19 protein-coding genes are annotated in these 14,926 nt (G+C 73.3%); 8 read left to right on the forward strand and 11 right to left on the reverse strand.

The window, feature by feature from the left end; all coding sequences use genetic code 11:
* Position 1: 1 nt before the first annotated feature.
* From uraH to AB0B76_RS49995, 4 genes are all read right to left on the reverse strand, one after another.
* Positions 2-304 (reverse strand): hydroxyisourate hydrolase, encoded by a 303-nt coding sequence (gene uraH, locus AB0B76_RS49980; protein WP_360390497.1) that lies wholly within the window; start codon positions 302-304, stop codon positions 2-4.
* Between the two features lie 79 nt (positions 305-383).
* On the reverse strand, positions 384-875 hold the full coding sequence (uraD, locus tag AB0B76_RS49985; protein WP_360390500.1) for a 2-oxo-4-hydroxy-4-carboxy-5-ureidoimidazoline decarboxylase: 492 nt from the start codon (positions 873-875) through the stop codon (positions 384-386).
* Positions 876-1,004: 129 nt separating this feature from the next.
* Positions 1,005-1,667: a hypothetical protein gene (locus AB0B76_RS49990; protein WP_360390503.1), complete on the reverse strand. Its 663-nt coding sequence runs from the start codon at positions 1,665-1,667 to the stop codon at positions 1,005-1,007.
* Positions 1,664-2,191: a SigE family RNA polymerase sigma factor gene (locus AB0B76_RS49995; protein WP_360390506.1), complete on the reverse strand. Its 528-nt coding sequence runs from the start codon at positions 2,189-2,191 to the stop codon at positions 1,664-1,666. Before AB0B76_RS49995 ends, AB0B76_RS49990 begins: the two co-directional genes overlap by 4 nt.
* A 54-nt stretch (positions 2,192-2,245) precedes the next feature.
* Between AB0B76_RS49995 and AB0B76_RS50000 the strand changes: the two genes are divergently transcribed.
* Positions 2,246-3,520 carry an ATP-binding protein gene (locus AB0B76_RS50000; RefSeq protein WP_360390509.1) on the forward strand — a complete coding sequence of 425 codons (1,275 nt, stop codon included), beginning with the start codon at positions 2,246-2,248 and terminating at the stop codon, positions 3,518-3,520.
* A 6-nt stretch (positions 3,521-3,526) separates the two neighbouring features.
* On the opposite strand, the gene AB0B76_RS50005 is transcribed toward AB0B76_RS50000, so the two are convergent.
* Entirely contained in the window at positions 3,527-4,174 is a 648-nt protein-coding gene (locus tag AB0B76_RS50005) for a response regulator transcription factor (RefSeq protein WP_360390511.1), read from the reverse strand.
* Complete coding sequence (locus tag AB0B76_RS50010; protein WP_360390513.1) at positions 4,162-5,385, reverse strand: sensor domain-containing protein; 1,224 nt, start codon at positions 5,383-5,385, stop codon at positions 4,162-4,164. The genes AB0B76_RS50005 and AB0B76_RS50010 overlap by 13 nt, the downstream gene beginning before the upstream one ends.
* A gap of 231 nt (positions 5,386-5,616) precedes the next feature.
* Between AB0B76_RS50010 and AB0B76_RS50015 the strand changes: the two genes are divergently transcribed.
* On the forward strand, positions 5,617-5,772 hold the full coding sequence (locus AB0B76_RS50015; protein WP_360390516.1) for a hypothetical protein: 156 nt from the start codon (positions 5,617-5,619) through the stop codon (positions 5,770-5,772).
* Here the strand turns inward: AB0B76_RS50015 and AB0B76_RS50020 are convergent.
* From AB0B76_RS50020 to shbA, 5 genes are all read right to left on the reverse strand, one after another.
* On the reverse strand, positions 5,769-6,287 hold the full coding sequence (locus tag AB0B76_RS50020) for a GNAT family N-acetyltransferase (protein WP_360390518.1): 519 nt from the start codon (positions 6,285-6,287) through the stop codon (positions 5,769-5,771). The two genes, AB0B76_RS50015 and AB0B76_RS50020, sit on opposite strands and share 4 nt — an antisense overlap.
* An 87-nt stretch (positions 6,288-6,374) precedes the next feature.
* Positions 6,375-6,746 carry a VOC family protein gene (locus tag AB0B76_RS50025; RefSeq protein ID WP_360390521.1) on the reverse strand — a complete coding sequence of 124 codons (372 nt, stop codon included), beginning with the start codon at positions 6,744-6,746 and terminating at the stop codon, positions 6,375-6,377.
* Positions 6,746-7,504, reverse strand: coding sequence for a GNAT family N-acetyltransferase (locus AB0B76_RS50030; RefSeq protein WP_360390524.1), 759 nt, complete (start codon positions 7,502-7,504; stop codon positions 6,746-6,748). Before AB0B76_RS50030 ends, AB0B76_RS50025 begins: the two co-directional genes overlap by 1 nt.
* A 71-nt stretch (positions 7,505-7,575) precedes the next feature.
* A complete protein-coding gene (locus tag AB0B76_RS50035) occupies positions 7,576-8,469 on the reverse strand; it encodes a hypothetical protein (protein ID WP_360390526.1) in 894 nt (297 codons plus the stop codon).
* Between the two features lie 46 nt (positions 8,470-8,515).
* Positions 8,516-9,088 carry an RNA polymerase sigma factor ShbA gene (gene shbA, locus AB0B76_RS50040; RefSeq protein WP_360390529.1) on the reverse strand — a complete coding sequence of 191 codons (573 nt, stop codon included), beginning with the start codon at positions 9,086-9,088 and terminating at the stop codon, positions 8,516-8,518.
* A 112-nt stretch (positions 9,089-9,200) separates the two neighbouring features.
* Between shbA and AB0B76_RS50045 the strand changes: the two genes are divergently transcribed.
* From AB0B76_RS50045 to AB0B76_RS50070, 6 genes are read left to right on the forward strand one after another with little or no spacing between them, the layout of a single operon-like run.
* Positions 9,201-10,136, forward strand: coding sequence for an ABC transporter ATP-binding protein (locus AB0B76_RS50045; RefSeq protein ID WP_360390532.1), 936 nt, complete (start codon positions 9,201-9,203; stop codon positions 10,134-10,136).
* Positions 10,133-10,882: an ABC transporter permease gene (locus AB0B76_RS50050; RefSeq protein ID WP_360390535.1), complete on the forward strand. Its 750-nt coding sequence runs from the start codon at positions 10,133-10,135 to the stop codon at positions 10,880-10,882. Before AB0B76_RS50045 ends, AB0B76_RS50050 begins: the two co-directional genes overlap by 4 nt.
* Before the next feature lie 2 nt (positions 10,883-10,884).
* Complete coding sequence (locus AB0B76_RS50055; RefSeq protein WP_360390538.1) at positions 10,885-11,688, forward strand: ABC transporter permease; 804 nt, start codon at positions 10,885-10,887, stop codon at positions 11,686-11,688.
* Positions 11,685-12,941, forward strand: coding sequence for an MCE family protein (locus AB0B76_RS50060; RefSeq protein ID WP_360390541.1), 1,257 nt, complete (start codon positions 11,685-11,687; stop codon positions 12,939-12,941). The genes AB0B76_RS50055 and AB0B76_RS50060 overlap by 4 nt, the downstream gene beginning before the upstream one ends.
* Complete coding sequence (locus AB0B76_RS50065) at positions 12,938-13,957, forward strand: MCE family protein (protein WP_360390544.1); 1,020 nt, start codon at positions 12,938-12,940, stop codon at positions 13,955-13,957. Before AB0B76_RS50060 ends, AB0B76_RS50065 begins: the two co-directional genes overlap by 4 nt.
* Complete coding sequence (locus AB0B76_RS50070) at positions 13,954-14,925, forward strand: MCE family protein (RefSeq protein ID WP_360390547.1); 972 nt, start codon at positions 13,954-13,956, stop codon at positions 14,923-14,925. Before AB0B76_RS50065 ends, AB0B76_RS50070 begins: the two co-directional genes overlap by 4 nt.
* The last annotated feature ends 1 nt before the right edge of the window (position 14,926 follow it).

Consider the following 14,926-nt stretch of genomic DNA (forward strand, 5'->3'; position numbering starts at 1 on the left):
CTCAGCTCCCCCGGTAGGTCGAGTACCCGAACGGGCTCAGCAGCAGCGGCACGTGGTGGTGGCGCGGTTCGGCGACGGTGAACACGATCGACACCTCGGGAAAGAAGGCGTCGGGGCCGAGGTAGGCGGCGGTGTCGATGACCAGCCGGTAGCGGCCCGGGCCGACGTCCTCCCAGCGCAGCCGCCCGTCGGCGTCGGTGAGCCCGTCGCCGACGAGGATGTGCCCGGCCGTCTCCAGCCGGATGGGCACGCCCGCGGCGGGAATGCCACGGGCGGTGTCGAGCACGTGGGTCGATAAGCTCATGCAGCCTCCGCTTCGCTCCGGCCGCCTGAGCCGAACCTGCGCCTCTGGTGAGCGGCCCCTCCGCTTCGCTCCGGGCCGCTCATGCAGCCACCGATTCCGCCAAGCGTTCCAGGCGGAGCTCGACGATCTTGCGCAGCTCGCCGCGGACGACCACGCGCTCGGTCTCCTCGTCGTTGCCCAGCCGCCCGCGCGCGTCCGCGAGCACCTCGGCGGCCGACTTGCCGGTGGCGAAGATCAGGAACAGGTGCCCGAAGCGGCGCTCGTAGGCGTCGTTGGCCCGGGCCAGATCCTCGTCGGCGCCCTCGACCCCGGACTGCTCACGGCGGGACCACTCGGCGTCGGTACCGCCGCCGGAGGGTCGCTGCCCGATCCGCGGATGCGCGGCCAGGACGCGCTGCAACTCGGCCCAGCCGAGCTCGTCGAATGCCGTCACGCCGCACACGACCAGGTCGGCGGGCGTCTGATAGGGCCGCGCGGCGGCCACGCGGGCGGCCCACCCGGGCGACGCGCAGCAGGCGAGCAGGGCCTCCTCGGCGGCCTCGGGCGCGAGGCCGTTGAACCGATCGAGCATGACACCCCTCTCGTATCCCCGGGACAGTACTCCGGGGATGTTTCATGTCCAGACCATTCGAACGGCTTCCGCGATCATGTCCAGTATCCGCGTTTTGTCCGGTCCGGCGAGGGTGTAGCCGGAATCGTGTCAGCTCGGCGCCAGGCCGGGCATGACGACGTGCAGCCGCCACCGCGCCTCGAAGACGTCCAGGGGGCGCAGGCCGGCCCGCGTCCGCTCGTTCGTCGACAGCGTTTCGCAGTTGCGGTCGACGAGCACCACGACGGTGTGGCCGTCCGGGTAGCCGAACACCAGGGTCACGTCCGTCGGGTAGCCGATCAGCCGGCAGCGTGCGTCGGCCGGGGCCGGCGGCAGGGCGTTCGCCTCGCGCACCACCTGGTCCACGCCCGCCGTCAGGGTGCGCGGCTCCGCGAGCGTGCGGGCCCCGCCGCGGGTCGGGGTCGGGTCGGCGGACCCGCGCGTCTCGCAGCGGGTCACCGAGACCGCGCCGACCGGCACGAGGTCGCCCGGGAGGTCCGGGTGCGGGCTCCGGCGCACCGGCGTGGGCACCGCCGCGCACGGGCCCGCATCGGGCCCGGCCGGCACGTCGGGCGTCGTCGTCTTCGACCGGGCAGCCGCGGCCGCAAGCAGGATGACCGCCAGCGTGGCCGCCGCGGCCGCCGTCGTCAGGTAGCGGGTGCGGCGGACCCGGGTGCGCACCGCGGCCAGGCGGTCGGGGGGCGTCGGCAGCTCGGGTACCGCGGACTGCAGGCGGTCGCGCAGCGCGCGCTCCGGCGGGGTCAGGTCACTCATCGGATCGGCTCCCTTCGTTCGGGCTGGTCCAGCCGGAGATCGGCGTCGGCGCGCAGGGCGGCCAGCGCCCGGTGGGACTGGACCCGGACCGTGGCCTCGGAGCAGCCCACCAGCGCCGCCGTCGCCGTGACCGAGCAGTCGTGGGCGTACCGCAGGACGACCACCGCGCGCTGCTGGCGGCTCAGCCGAGCCAGGGCCCGCCGGACCGCGTCCCGGTCGCTAACCGAGGCCGCGTGGTCGCCGCGCGCCGCCGGCTCCGGCAGCTCGGCGGTCGGCACCTCGGCCCGCCAGCGGCGCCGGCGCCAGCTCAGATACGTGGTGAGCAGGATCTTGCGCACGTACGCCTCCGGGTTGGACCCCGCCGCGACCCGGCGCCAGCGCCGCCACGCCGCCGCGAGCGCGGTCTGGAGGAGGTCCTCGGCCGCGCGGTCGTCGCCGGTCAGCAGCCACGCGGTGCGCAGCAGCGCCGCCGACCGGGCCGTGACGAACTCGGCGAAGTCATCCATGCCGTTGGAACGCTCCACGGCCAGCGAAACGTTAACGAGCCAGTTCAGGTGGGCCGTGGCAGACTCGAACACATGGTCGATATGGAGCTGCGGCCCGCGGTGGAGGTCGTCGACGCCGGCGGGCGGGTGGTGCGCATCATCGACGCGCACCTGCTCACCGCGGGTGACGTGGTCGGGCACGACCTGCCCAACCGCGGGGTCGAGATCGTCGTCGAGGGTGACGGGTTCCGCGCCCGCTGGGTGCGCGGGGCGTTCAGCCTGCCCGCCTTCGCGAAGGTGTTCGCGGGCGGCGCGGCCGGCGGGGCCCTGTTCCGCCTGCTCGGGCTGCCCGGGGCGGTGCTGGGCACGATCATCGCGGTCGGGATCGCGCGCAGCAACCGGCCGGCCCGCCCCGCCGACGTCGACGATCCGCAGGTCAGCGTGCTGGAGGACGGCCCCGACCTGGTCCTGCGCTCCGCCTCGCTGGCCGCCCTCGTCCTCGCGATCATGCAGCTCACCGGCGCCGACGGGCCGGTGACCGTGAGCCCCGCGGCCGGGTCCGGCGCCGGTCCCGAGGGCGTACGCCTCGACGACGTGGGCGGCCTCGAGGACGTGGTGGCGCAGTTCCGCGACGTCGCCGTGTCGTTCCGCCACCCGGAGGTGATGGCCCGCTGGGGCGCCACCCGGCCGCAGGGCATCCTCCTCTACGGCCCGCCCGGCACCGGCAAGACCATGCTCGCCCAGGCCCTGGCCAACGAGATCGGCGCCGACCTGCGCGAGATCCGCACGCCGGAGATCCTCGACAAGTGGGTCGGCAACTCGGAGAAGAACATCCAGCGGATCTTCACCGAGGCCCGCGGCCTGCGCCGCCCGACGATCCTGCTGTTCGACGAGTTCGACTCGATCATCAGCTACACGGGCGCCGCCTTCGACGCCGCCGGCCAGATGATCAACGCGGTGGCCGGCATCTTCAAGCAGGAGATGAACACGCTCATCGAGGCCAACCCGAACGTCATCGTGGTGGCGACGACGAACTTCCCCGACCGCGTCGACGCCTCGCTGGTGCGCTCCGGGCGTTTCGACCTGAAGCTCTCGGTGCCCGCCCCGGGCGCGCGGGCGCGGGCGGCGATCCTCGGCCGGCAGATCCGGGCCCTGATCGCGCGGCACGAGACGCCCGGATTCCGCATGTTCGCCGACGACGTGAACCTCGACGAGCTCGCGGCCGCGGCGGCCGGGCTGACCGGCGCCGACCTCAAGGAGGCCCTGCGCCGCGCCCAGCTCGACAAGGCGATGAGCGAGGCCCGGGGCGGCGAGGCCGGCCCGATCACCCAGGCCGAGCTGCACGCCGCGATCCGGCGCCTGACGTAGGGCTCCTCAGGCGGCCTCGAGGTAGTGCAGGACGGCGGCCACGCGGCGGTCGGTGCGGTCGTCCGGCGCCAGCTCGAGCTTGGCGAAGATGCTGCGGATGTGCTTGTGCACGGCGCCCTCGGTGACGAAGAGGCGCTCGGCGATGGCGGTGTTGCCGAGGCCCTCCGCCATCAGGGCGAGGACCTCGCGCTCGCGGGCGCTGAGCCGCTCCAGGCGCGCGCCGGGGCGGCTGCGGCTGAGCAGCTGGGCGACGACGTCCGGGTCGATCGCGGTGCCGCCGCCGGCGACGCGGTGCAGGGCGGTCAGGAACTCCTCGACACGGCCGACGCGCTCCTTGAGCAGGTACCCCAGGCGCGAACCGCCGACCGCGAGCAGATCGGTGGCGAAGGCCTGCTCGACGTACGCCGACAGCACCAGCACCGCGAGGTCCGGCCGGCGGCGGCGCGCCTCGACCGCGGCCACGATGCCCTCGTCCGTGTGGGTCGGGGGCATGCGCACGTCCACGATTGCCACGTCGGGCGCGTGCTCGTCGACGGCGGCGAGGAAGGTGGTCGGGTTGTCGGTGGTGGCGACGACGTCGAGGTCCTCCGCGCGCAGCAGCATCGCGAGCCCCTCCCGGAGCAACGCGTCGTCCTCGGCGATCACGATCCGCACGGGATGCTCACTTTCAGGATGGTCGGGCCGCCCGTCGGGCTGGTCAGTTCCACGGTGCCGTCGTGGGCCGCGGCGCGCTGGCGGATGCCGGTCAGGCCGGAGCCGCCCTGCTCGTCCGCCCCGCCGTGCCCGTCGTCGGCGATGGTCAGGTGCAGGCGGTCGCCGGTGCGGCGCAGGCGCAGCGTGGCGTGCTCGGCCCCGCTGTGCTTGGCGACGTTGGTGAGGGCCTCGGCGGCGACGAAGTACGCCGTCGCCTCCACCGAAGCCGCGCAGCGCACCGGCAGCTCCGCGTCGACGTCGACCGGCACGGCGCAGTTGGCGGCGAGGGAGCGCAGCGCGTCGGGCAGGCTGCGGTCGGTGAGCACCGGCGGCAGGATCGTGCGGACCACGGCGCGCAGGTCGGCCAGGGCCGCCTCGGCCGCGCCCTGGGCCCGCTCCAGGATCTCGTCGGCGCGCTCCGGGTTCTTGGCCACCGCCCGCCGGGCCGCGCCGAGCAGCACGTTGACGGCCACGATGCGGTTCTGGGTGCCGTCGTGCAGGGCGCGCTCGATGCGGCGCAGCTCGGTGGCGTGGGCGTCGAGGGCGGCGGCCCGGGTCGCGGTCAGTTCGGCGACGCGCAGCATCAGGTCGGTGCCGGGCGCGGGGGCGAGCAGCAGGCGCCCGGGCGCCTCCTGGAGGCGGGCCATCAGCGGCGTGGCGTAGAAGACCAGGAACAGCCACACGAGCGCGAGGGCGGACACGACCAGGGCCCCGCGGTTGTCGTGGACCAGCGGGAAGCCGATCGAGGAGGTGGCCCCGTCGGGCGGGAGGAGCCGCCACCACAGCGGGAACGAGCCGTCGCGCAGCACGTTGACCGGCAGCGCGATGGCGAAGACACCGAGAAAGAGCCCGGCCGTCCCGTGTACCGCGGCCCAGGCCACCTCGCGCCGCACCGCGCGGTCGGCGACGGCGTCGCGCAGCCGGGTCGGCGCGGGCAGGTGGCCCAGCAGTTCCGGCCCGGTCCTGGAGAGCCGGTCGCGCTCGCGGTCGGCGACGACGCGCAGCAGCCGCAGCGCGAACGGCAGCAGCACCAGCCCGACACCGGCAACACAGGCGAGCACCGTGACCGCGGTGGTCACGAGCGCGATGAGCGCCAGGAACGCGGTGCCGAGCCCGCCGACGAGCCGCTCGAGCGCGTCGAGCGCAACGCGAAGCCGCCGCGGTTGAGCCACGTGCTGTCCTCCTAGCTCGCTGCGCTCGCGGTGGGGGAGCTCCACTCCACCCACACCCCCTCAGAATCTACGGCGCCGCGCCCGAGCATGAACAAGCAGGCGAGAGCGACACCCGTCGCTGAGATCTTGCCGGTCGCCGATCCGGCCCGGTCGATCAGTACAGCCTGCTGTACCCCGGTCGTCCAGTGCACGGCATCGACCCGGTGCCGGCACGGCCATAGCGTCGTCGGCATGACGAAGAACCGGATGCTCTGGCTGACCCTCGCTGTCGCGGCTGTGCTCAATGCCGCGCTGTCCACCGTGAACCCGTTCCTCGGCGCCGGCTTCGGCGTCGTGGTGCTCGCGTGCGCGGGCACCCTGATCCTGCGCCACTACCGGCGGTCCTAGGCCCCGTCTCGTGGATCTTGGTGGAGCGTGTAACGGCGTAGCATGACAGGGCTGCCGTCCGGGGTGGTCCAGTTCGCCGTCGTGGTGTGAAGGTGCTGCCAACCGGTGCTCTCGTACAGTGCGATGGCCGCCGACCGTTGGCTTGCGACGACCTCCAGCGTCAGATCGGTGTGGTGGTCGGCGGCCCATCGTCGCGCCTGCTGCAGCAGCCTGGTCGCGACGTGGTCCCGGCGGAATGCGGGCGCGACGAACAGGCGGCCGAGCTCGGCGGACGGCGGTGTTGGACCGTGGTCTCCCGACGGGACGGGAGCGGCGTGTACAGCGACGTGTCCTACCACGGCGGCGCCGCCCGTCGTGGCGATCGATGCGTGCAACATGCCGGGCGGGCAAAGCCATCGGTGCGGATCGTCCGGCCAGTTCAGCGGGTAGCCATCGAGGCGATGCACGTCGGCGAGCAGGTCGACGCACAGCTGCAGGTCGCGTGGTTCCCGGTCGCGGATCGTCACCTCGTCCATGTCCTCATCCTTGCGGTTGTCCGGCGTGCCGCTCCGGTGCAGGGCAGGCGGTGCGGTAGACCTCACCAAAGATCCACGGGACAGGGCCTAGTGCCAGGTGCGCGCGCCCGCCTCGAAGGCGGCGTGGTCGTGGACCGGGATCACGCACAGCAGGTGGCCGCCCGGGGCGCGCAGCACGTGGCAGTCCAGCCAGCGGCGCACGGGCTCGGCGCCGAGCGCGGTCAGGCGGGCCACCTCGGCGTCGAGGTCGTCCGTCTCGAAGTCGAGGTGGTACCGCGCCTCGCCCTCGATCTCCTGCAGGGCCGCGTAGATCAGGCCGCCGGCCAGGCTGGTGAACTGCGGCTCGTGCGGTTCGACGGCCGCCTCGGCCCCGAGGGCGCCGGCCCAGAACGACTCCGCGGCCGGGCGTTCGGGCGCGGCGACGTCGATGACGACGGCGAAGAGTCGCGAGCGGTGCATCAGCCGTGCACGAACGGTGTCGTGGTGGCCAGCCGGCGGAAGCCGAGCCGCTGCAGGATCGGGCTGCTGTCGTCGGTCGCGTCGACCTGCAGGTAGCGGAAGCCGGCCGCGGCGGCCTGGGCGGCCCGGTAGGCCACGACGGCCCGGAACACCCCGCGGCCCCGCCACTCCGGCGCGGTGCCGCCGCCCCAGAGACTGGCGAACTCGGTACCGCGGTGCAGCTCGACCCGCCCGGCGCAGATCGGGCGGTCGCCGGCCAGGGCGACGACGGCCTTCACCTCGTCGGGCTGGGCGAGCAGGGTCCGCCCGATGGCGGAGTGGTCGCCGCCGAAGACCTCGTCGTGGATGCGGACCACGAGCTCGGCGCCGTCGGCGTCGGTGACGGGCACCAGGCGTACCCCGTCGGGCGGCGCGGCGTCCTGGGGCAGCACGCCCACCTCGGCGACGAGCAGCGCCTCGGCCGGCCCGGGCTCGAAGCCGGCGTCCAGGAGGCGGTCGGCCAGGTCGGCCGGCTCGTCGTGCGAGTACAACTTCCACTCCCACGGCAGGCCGGCGTCGGCGAAGCGGCGGATCTGCGCCGCGATGACCGCGTCGGCGTCCAGCCCGCCGAGCCCGGACCAGGTGATGCCGGTCCACCCGTCGGCCGCGCCGACCACGCGCACCACGCCCGGCTCGCGCTCGACCACGGCGCCGGGCCCCTCCTGCGGCCGCTGCCGGATGTCCCGGTCGAATTGCGCGAGGATCTCGTTGACGTCCATGTCTCCACCCGATACCGGGCCGGTCTCGTGCGCAACCCATTTCTGCGATCACGCCGCGGCGCGCCCCGTCGTCAGCCGAGCAATGTCGGGAGGGGCAGGCCCGGTACCGACGGGAGGATCTGGGTCGGCAGGGGCAGGACCGGGCCGGTCGGGACGATCTGGGTCGGCAGGCCCGGGATGATCTGGCCGCCTCCCCCGTTGCCCGGCGTGTTCGTCGCGCCCCCGCCGCCGCCCGGGTCTCCGCCCGCGGTCGTCGCGCCCGGGGCCGGGGTCGGGGTGGCCGGGACGGCCTCGGTGGTCGGGGGCGGCGCGCTCGTCGCGGACGGGGCGGCGGCGGCCGGGGTGGGCGGCGGAAGCTGGGACCGCAGGTCGGCGATGCGGTCGAGCAGGCGCTGGCGGGTGCCCGGGTTGTCGACCTGGGCCGCCTCGTTCGCGGCGGTGTCCAGGAGGCGGCGCGCGTCGTCATACCGGCCGGCGGCGATGGCGTCGGCGGCCTCGGCGATGGCCTGCTCGGCGGCGCGGGCGTGGGCCTGCTCCGGGTACAACACCTGGGTGAGCGGCCACAGAGGACCGTTCGGGCCCGAGCGTTCGGCGCCCACGGCGAGGCCGGCGAGGATCACGAGGGCGGCCGCCACCGCGGCGAACGTGCGGCGCAGTCCCGCCCCGGGCCGCCGCCGGCGCCGCTTTTCCGAAATGTCGGAAACGATGGTGTCCGGCTCCGGGGCGGCATCTCGCAGCTCGGGCCGGTCCGGCAGAGAGTCCGGGTCCAGGTCCAGGTCCGGCAGGTCGGCCGACAGGTCCGCGTGCCAATCGGCGAACAGGTCGGTCAAGGCGTCGCCCGCCGGGGCGCCGGGGCGCTCGCCCCGTGCCAGGGCGTCCAGCAGAGCGTCGTCGGCGTGCAACGTGGCCAGGTCGACCGGCGTCTCGCCGCGGCTGTCCGGCACGGTCTCACCTCGATCCGTCATCGCGCCACCACGAACACCAGCGTAAACGCGCGGAGCAGCAGAGAGGTCACGCCGCCACCTCGCCCAGGGAGTCGCCGGCCAGGGTGCGCAGGCGGGCCAGGGCGCGCGACTGGTACACCCGCACGACCGCCGCCGACAGGCCGACGATCACGCCGGTCTCCTCCGCCGACAGCCCGGCCGCGACCCGCAGGAGGACGATCTCGCGCTGCTGCTCGGGGAGCTGGGCCAGCAGCACCGAGAGGCGGCGGGCCAGGTCGGTGCTCACCGCCTGCTGCTCGGGCCCCGGCGCCGCGTCCGGCCGATCGGGGAACGTCGGGGTCGGGCCCGGGCCGCGGACCGCGGCGCGCTGGGCGTCGGCGACCTTGTGCGCGGCGATCGTGTAGACGAACGCGGTGAACGGGCGGCCCTGGTCGCGGTACCGCGGCAGGGCCCGCAGCAGCGCGAGGCACACCTCCTGGGCCACGTCGTCCGCGGTCGTGTAGGCCCCGCCGACGCGCCCGAGCTTGGCGCGGCAGTAGCGCACCACGCCCGGCCGCAGCTGTTCCAGCAGGGCCGCCGTGGCCTCCGGCTCGGACCGTACGGCGCGGTCGACGAGCCCCGGATCGAATGTCGCCGTCATCGTGAACGCACGGTAACCGCCTGCGGCCGGAACCACCACCCGGAGAAATTTCCCGGAGAAGCTGTTACGCCCGGCCGGGAGTTCGCGATCTCACCCATGAAGGGAGGACCATATGGGCGTCGAGGTGCACGTGGAGGGGCTGACGAAGTCCTTCGGCGCCCAGCCCGTGTGGTCCGACGTCACGCTGACCCTGCCCGCCGGGGAGATCTCGGTGCTGCTGGGCCCGTCCGGCACGGGCAAGTCGGTGTTCCTCAAGACGCTCGTCGGGCTGCTCAAGCCCGACCGCGGCGCCATTCTCATCGGCGAGCACGACCTCACGCGACTGCGCGAGCGGGAGCTGTACGAGGTGCGCAAGCTCTTCGGCGTGCTCTTCCAGGACGGCGCGCTGTTCGGGTCGATGAACATCTACGACAACGTGGCGTTCCCGCTGCGCGAGCACACCCGCAAGCCGGAGCGCGAGGTGCGCGCGATCGTCTCCGAGAAGCTCGACATGGTGGGGCTGAACGGTGCCGAGGGCAAGCTGCCCGGCGAGATCTCCGGCGGCATGCGCAAGCGCGCCGGGCTGGCCCGGGCACTCGTGCTCGACCCGGAGATCGTGCTCTTCGACGAGCCGGACTCGGGTCTCGACCCGGTCCGCACGGCGTACCTCAACCAGCTCATCATCGACCTCAACCAGCAGATCGACGCCACGTTCCTGATCGTCACGCACGACATCAACACCGCGCGCACGGTTCCGGACAACATCGGCCTGATCTACCACGGGCACCTGGCCATGTTCGGCCCGCGCGAGATGCTGTTGTCCAGCACCGAGCCGGTCGTGCGGCAGTTCCTCAACGCCCAGCGGGTCGGCCCGATCGGCATGGCCGAGGAGAAGGACGCCGACGAGCTGCAGGCCGAGGCCGACGCGGGGGTCGAGCCGCCGCCGCTGCCGCCGATCCCGTTGCAGCTGCCGCCCTCCAACAGAGAGCCGCGAAGGGCGGAGCGCCCGCCGGGCCAGTGGTGCGCGGCCAACAACATCGCCCCGCCCGAAGGGTCGTTCCGGTCATGACGGCGGTCGGGCTGTTCTTCATCTTCTCGCTCGACGCCCTGCGCGGGCTGTTCAGGAGACCGTGGCAGCTGCGCGAGTTCGTGCAGCAGGCCTGGTTCGTCAGCTCGGTGTCGATCATGCCGGCCGCGCTGGTCTCGGTGCCGTTCGGCGCGGTCATCGCGCTGCAGCTCGGCTCGCTGGTGCGCCAGCTCGGCGCGCAGTCGTTCACCGGGGCGGCGTCGGTGCTCGCGGTCGTGCGCGAGGCCGGCCCGATCGTCACCGCGCTCATCATCGCCGGCGCCGGCGGCTCGGCGATCTGCGCCGACCTGGGCGCGCGCAAGATCCGCGAGGAGCTCGACGCGATGGAGGTGCTGGGCATCGACCCGCTGCACCGGCTGGTCGCGCCCCGGATCGCGGCCACGATGCTTGTCGCGGTGCTGCTCAACGGCCTGGTGAGCGTGGTCGGGGTGGCCGGCGGCTACTTCTTCAACGTGGTGCTGCAGCACGGCACCCCGGGGGCGTACCTGGCCAGCTTCCAGGCCCTCGGGCAGCTGCCGGACCTCGTCGTCGGCGAGATCAAGGCGCTCGTGTTCGGCGCGGTGGCGGCGCTCGTGGCCTCGTACAAGGGCATGACCGCGAAGGGCGGCCCCAAGGGCGTCGGGGACGCGGTGAACCACAGCGTGGTCATCACCTTCATGCTGCTGTTCGCGCTCAACTTCGTCATCACGGCCGTGTACTTCCAGATCGTGCCGCAGAAGGGGAGCTGAGCATGGCCATCCTGAACCGGCTCGACGATCTCGGCGGTCAGCTGACCTTCTACCTGCGCGCGTTCGCGTGGGCACCGCGGACGGTCCGGCGGTACAAGCGCGAGATCGTCCGGCTGCTCGCCGAGGTCAGCTTCGGCGGCGGCGCGCTCGCCGTGGCCGGCGGCACCGTGGGCGTCATCTGCTTCATGACGTTCTTCACCGGCACCGAGGTGGGGCTGCAGGGCTACCAGGCGCTGGACCAGATCGGCTCCAGCGCGTTCACCGGGTTCGTCTCGGCCTACTTCAACACCCGCGAGATCTCCCCGCTCGTCGCCGCGCTGGCCCTCTCGGCGACGGTCGGCTGCGGGTTCACCGCGCGGCTCGGCGCGATGCGCATCTCCGAGGAGGTCGACGCGCTCGAGGTGATGGCGGTACCGTCGCTGCCGTTCCTGGTCACCACGCGGATGATCGCCGGGCTGATCGCGGTCGTGCCGCTCTACGTGGTCGGGCTGCTGTCGAGCTACCTCGCCACCCGGACCATGGCCATCGTCTACTTCGGACAGTCCGCGGGCACGTACGACTACTACTTCCACCTGTTCCTGCCGCCGGTCGACGTGCTGTGGTCGTTCGTCAAGGTGGTCGTGTTCAGCGTCATCGTCGTGCTGGTGCACTGCTACTACGGGTACACCGCGAGCGGCGGCCCGGCCGGGGTCGGCGTCGCCGTGGGGCGCGCGGTGCGCCTGGCCATCGTCGCGGTGAACGTCGTGGACTTCTTCCTGTCGCTGGCCATCTGGGGCGCGACGACGACCGTGCGGATCGCCGGATGAGAAGACTCCTGGGCCTCGCCTTCATCGTGCTGCTGAGCGCCGCGCTCGGGCTGGCCGTGCTGCAGTACGACAAGGCCTTCACCCCTGTCACGTGGGTGACCCTGAAGGCCGCGCACACCGGCATGCAGCTGAGCCCGGGCGCCGAGGTCAAGTACTACGGCGTCGTCGTCGGCGAGGTGCGCAGCGTGGACAGCGACGGCTCGGGCGCGCGGCTGCGCCTGGCCCTCGACCCCGCACCGGCGACCCAGATCCCGGCGACGGTCAGCGCCCGGCTGCTGCCCAAGACGCTGTTCGGGGAGCGCTACGTCGCGCTCGTCCCCGGACCGGGCGGCCGGGCCATCCGCGACGGCGACGTCATCGGCCAGGACCGCTCGGCGAGCGCCCTCGAGCTCGAACGGGTCCTCGACGACGCCCTGCCGCTGCTGCAGGCGATCCAGCCGGACAAGCTCGCCGCGACGCTTGGCGCGCTGGCGACGGCCCTGGAGGGCAAGGGCGACCAGGTCGGCCGCGACGTGACGAACCTCGACAGCTACCTGCGGGCGCTCAACCAGGACATGCCGCTCATCGCCGAGGACGTGCGGCGGCTCGCCGCGGTGCTCGACGTGTACGACGGCGTCCTGCCGGACCTGCTCGGCCTGCTGCGCGACGTCTCGGTCACCGCGGACACGGTGGTCGAGCAGCGCGAGCAGCTGGCCGGCTTCTACGCGGACACCACGGCGGCGGCGGACAGCACGAAGTACTTCCTGCAGCGCCACGGCGACCAGCTCATCCGGGTCGGCGACGTGAGCCGGCCGGTGCTGGAGCTGCTCGCCGCGTACGCGCCGGAGTACCCCTGCCTGATGCAGGGCCTGGTCGCGCTGCAGCCGCGGGTCGATCAGGTCTTCTCCGGCGGCCGGATGCACATCACGCTGGAGATCACGCGGGACAACGGCAAGTACGTCAACGGCGACCAGCCCGTCTACGGCGCCCGCAACGGCCCCGACTGCCGCGGCCTGCCGAGCCCCCAGGTGCCCGGGCCCGGCGCGGCGATAAACGACGGCTACGACTACGGCGCGAACCGCCCGGGCCCCGCCAGGCTCCCGGTGGGCACGGTCGTGTCGCCGCCCTCCAGCGAGGCCGGCTCGGCCGACGAGCAGAAGCTGCTCGACCCGCTGATCGGCGCGGCCGAGGGCGTGCTGCCGGCCGAGGTGCCCGACATCGCGGTACTGCTGTGGGGCCCGCTGCTGCGCGGAGTGGTGGTGAACGCGAAGTGAAGAAGGACCTGTTCAAGCTCACGCTCTTCGCCGCGGTGACGGTACTGCTGACCGGCCTGCTCGCGCATACCCTCGGCGCGTTCGGCGGCGGCGGCACGCGGTACAAGGCCCGCTTCACCGACGTGACCGGCCTGCTCGCCGGGGACGACGTGCGCATCGCCGGGGTGAAGGTCGGGGAGGTCGGGGCCATCCGCGTCGCCGACAACCGGGTCGCCGAGGTCGCCTTCACCGTCGACGACGCCATCCCGCTCACCACGGACGTGCGGGCGACCATCCGGTACCGCAACCTCGTCGGCCAGCGTTACGTCGCGCTGAACGAGGGCCCGGGCGACGGGCGGCCGCTGAGCGCCGGGCAGACCATCCCCGAGTCGCGGACCACCCCGGCGCTGGACCTCACGGTGCTGTTCAACGGCTTCCGGCCGCTGTTCACCGCGCTCACCCCGCAGGCCGTCAACCAGCTCGCGTACGAGATCATCCAGGTGCTGCAGGGCGAGGGCGGGACGGTCGCGAGCCTGCTGCGCAGCACCGCGTCGCTGACCGGCACGCTCGCCGACCGGGACGCGGTGATCGGCCGGGTGGTCACCAACCTCAACGCCGTACTGTCCACATTGGATGACCATCGCGGTGACCTCGACACCACGATCGCGCGGCTGCAGCAGTTCGTCTCCGGCCTCGCCGGCGACCGGGCCGCGATCGGCGACGCGCTGGCCAACGTGGGCGCGCTCACCGGGGCCACCGCCGCGCTGCTGCAGGACGCCCGGCCCTCCCTGCAGGCCGACATCGACCAGCTCGGCACGCTGTCGGGCACGCTGAACGCCAACGCGGGGGTCATCGACAAGACCCTGCAGAACCTTCCGGGCCGATATGAGCAGCTGACCCGCGTCGCCTCCTACGGCTCGTGGTTCAACTTCTACCTCTGCGACTTCGACGGCCAGGTGACGCTGGCCGGGCAGCGGCTCGACCCGGCGAGCTTCAGCTCCACGGCGGCCCGGTGCAGTACAGGAGGCGCGGCGTGAGACGCAACCCGCTCGTCGTCGGCACGGCCGGCCTGGTTGTGCTGGTCGCGCTCGTGCTCGGCGCGTTCAAGATGGACGCGCTGACCGGGCTGACCGCCACGAGCTACCGGGCCGCGTTCCGCGACGCGAGCGGGCTGGCGCCGGGCAACGAGGTGCGGGTCGCGGGCGTGCGGGTCGGCAAGGTGACCGGCGTCGGGCTGGCCCGCAGCGGCCCCGGCCCCTACGTGCGCGTCACGTTCCGCCTCGAGGACGACAGTGTCCGCATCGGTACCGCCACCCGCGCGACGATCCGCATCAAGACGGTACTGGGGCAGAAGTACCTCGCGCTGGAGCCCGCGGGCGCCGGCCGGCTGGCCGAGAACGCCGAGATCCCCCTCGACCGCACCGCCGCCCCGTTCGACGTGGTGCAGGCGGTCACCGGGCTCGCCGACACCCTCGACCAGATCGACAGCATCCAGCTCGCCGACGCGTTCACCACGCTCGCCCAGGCCTTCGCCGACACCCCCGGCAGCGTCCAGGCGTCCCTGGACGGGCTGTCGCGGCTGTCGAAGACGGTGAGCGACCGCGACGGCGAGCTGCGGGCACTGCTGACCCGGGCCCATGAGGTGACCGGGGTGCTGGCCGCGCGCGACGAGGAGTTCCGCAAGCTCGTGGCCGACGGCGACGCGCTGCTGACCGAGGTGAGCAAGCGGCGCGACGCGATCCACGACCTGCTCGTCGGCACCAACGCCCTCGCCACCCAGCTGGCCGGTGTCGTCTCGGACAACAAGGACCGCCTGGAGCCGGCCCTGCAGCAGCTGCGCGGGGTCGTCGGCATCCTGCAGCGCAACCGCGACAACCTGGAGCTGACCCTGCAGCGGATGGGCCCGTTCGTGGCCGCGTTCGCCAACGTGACCGGCAACGGCCGCTGGTTCGACTCCTACCTCGCCGGCCTGCTCCAGCCGTACGTGCCGAGCGGAGGGCGGTGAC

The organism is Dactylosporangium sp. NPDC049140 (genome assembly GCF_040648435.1).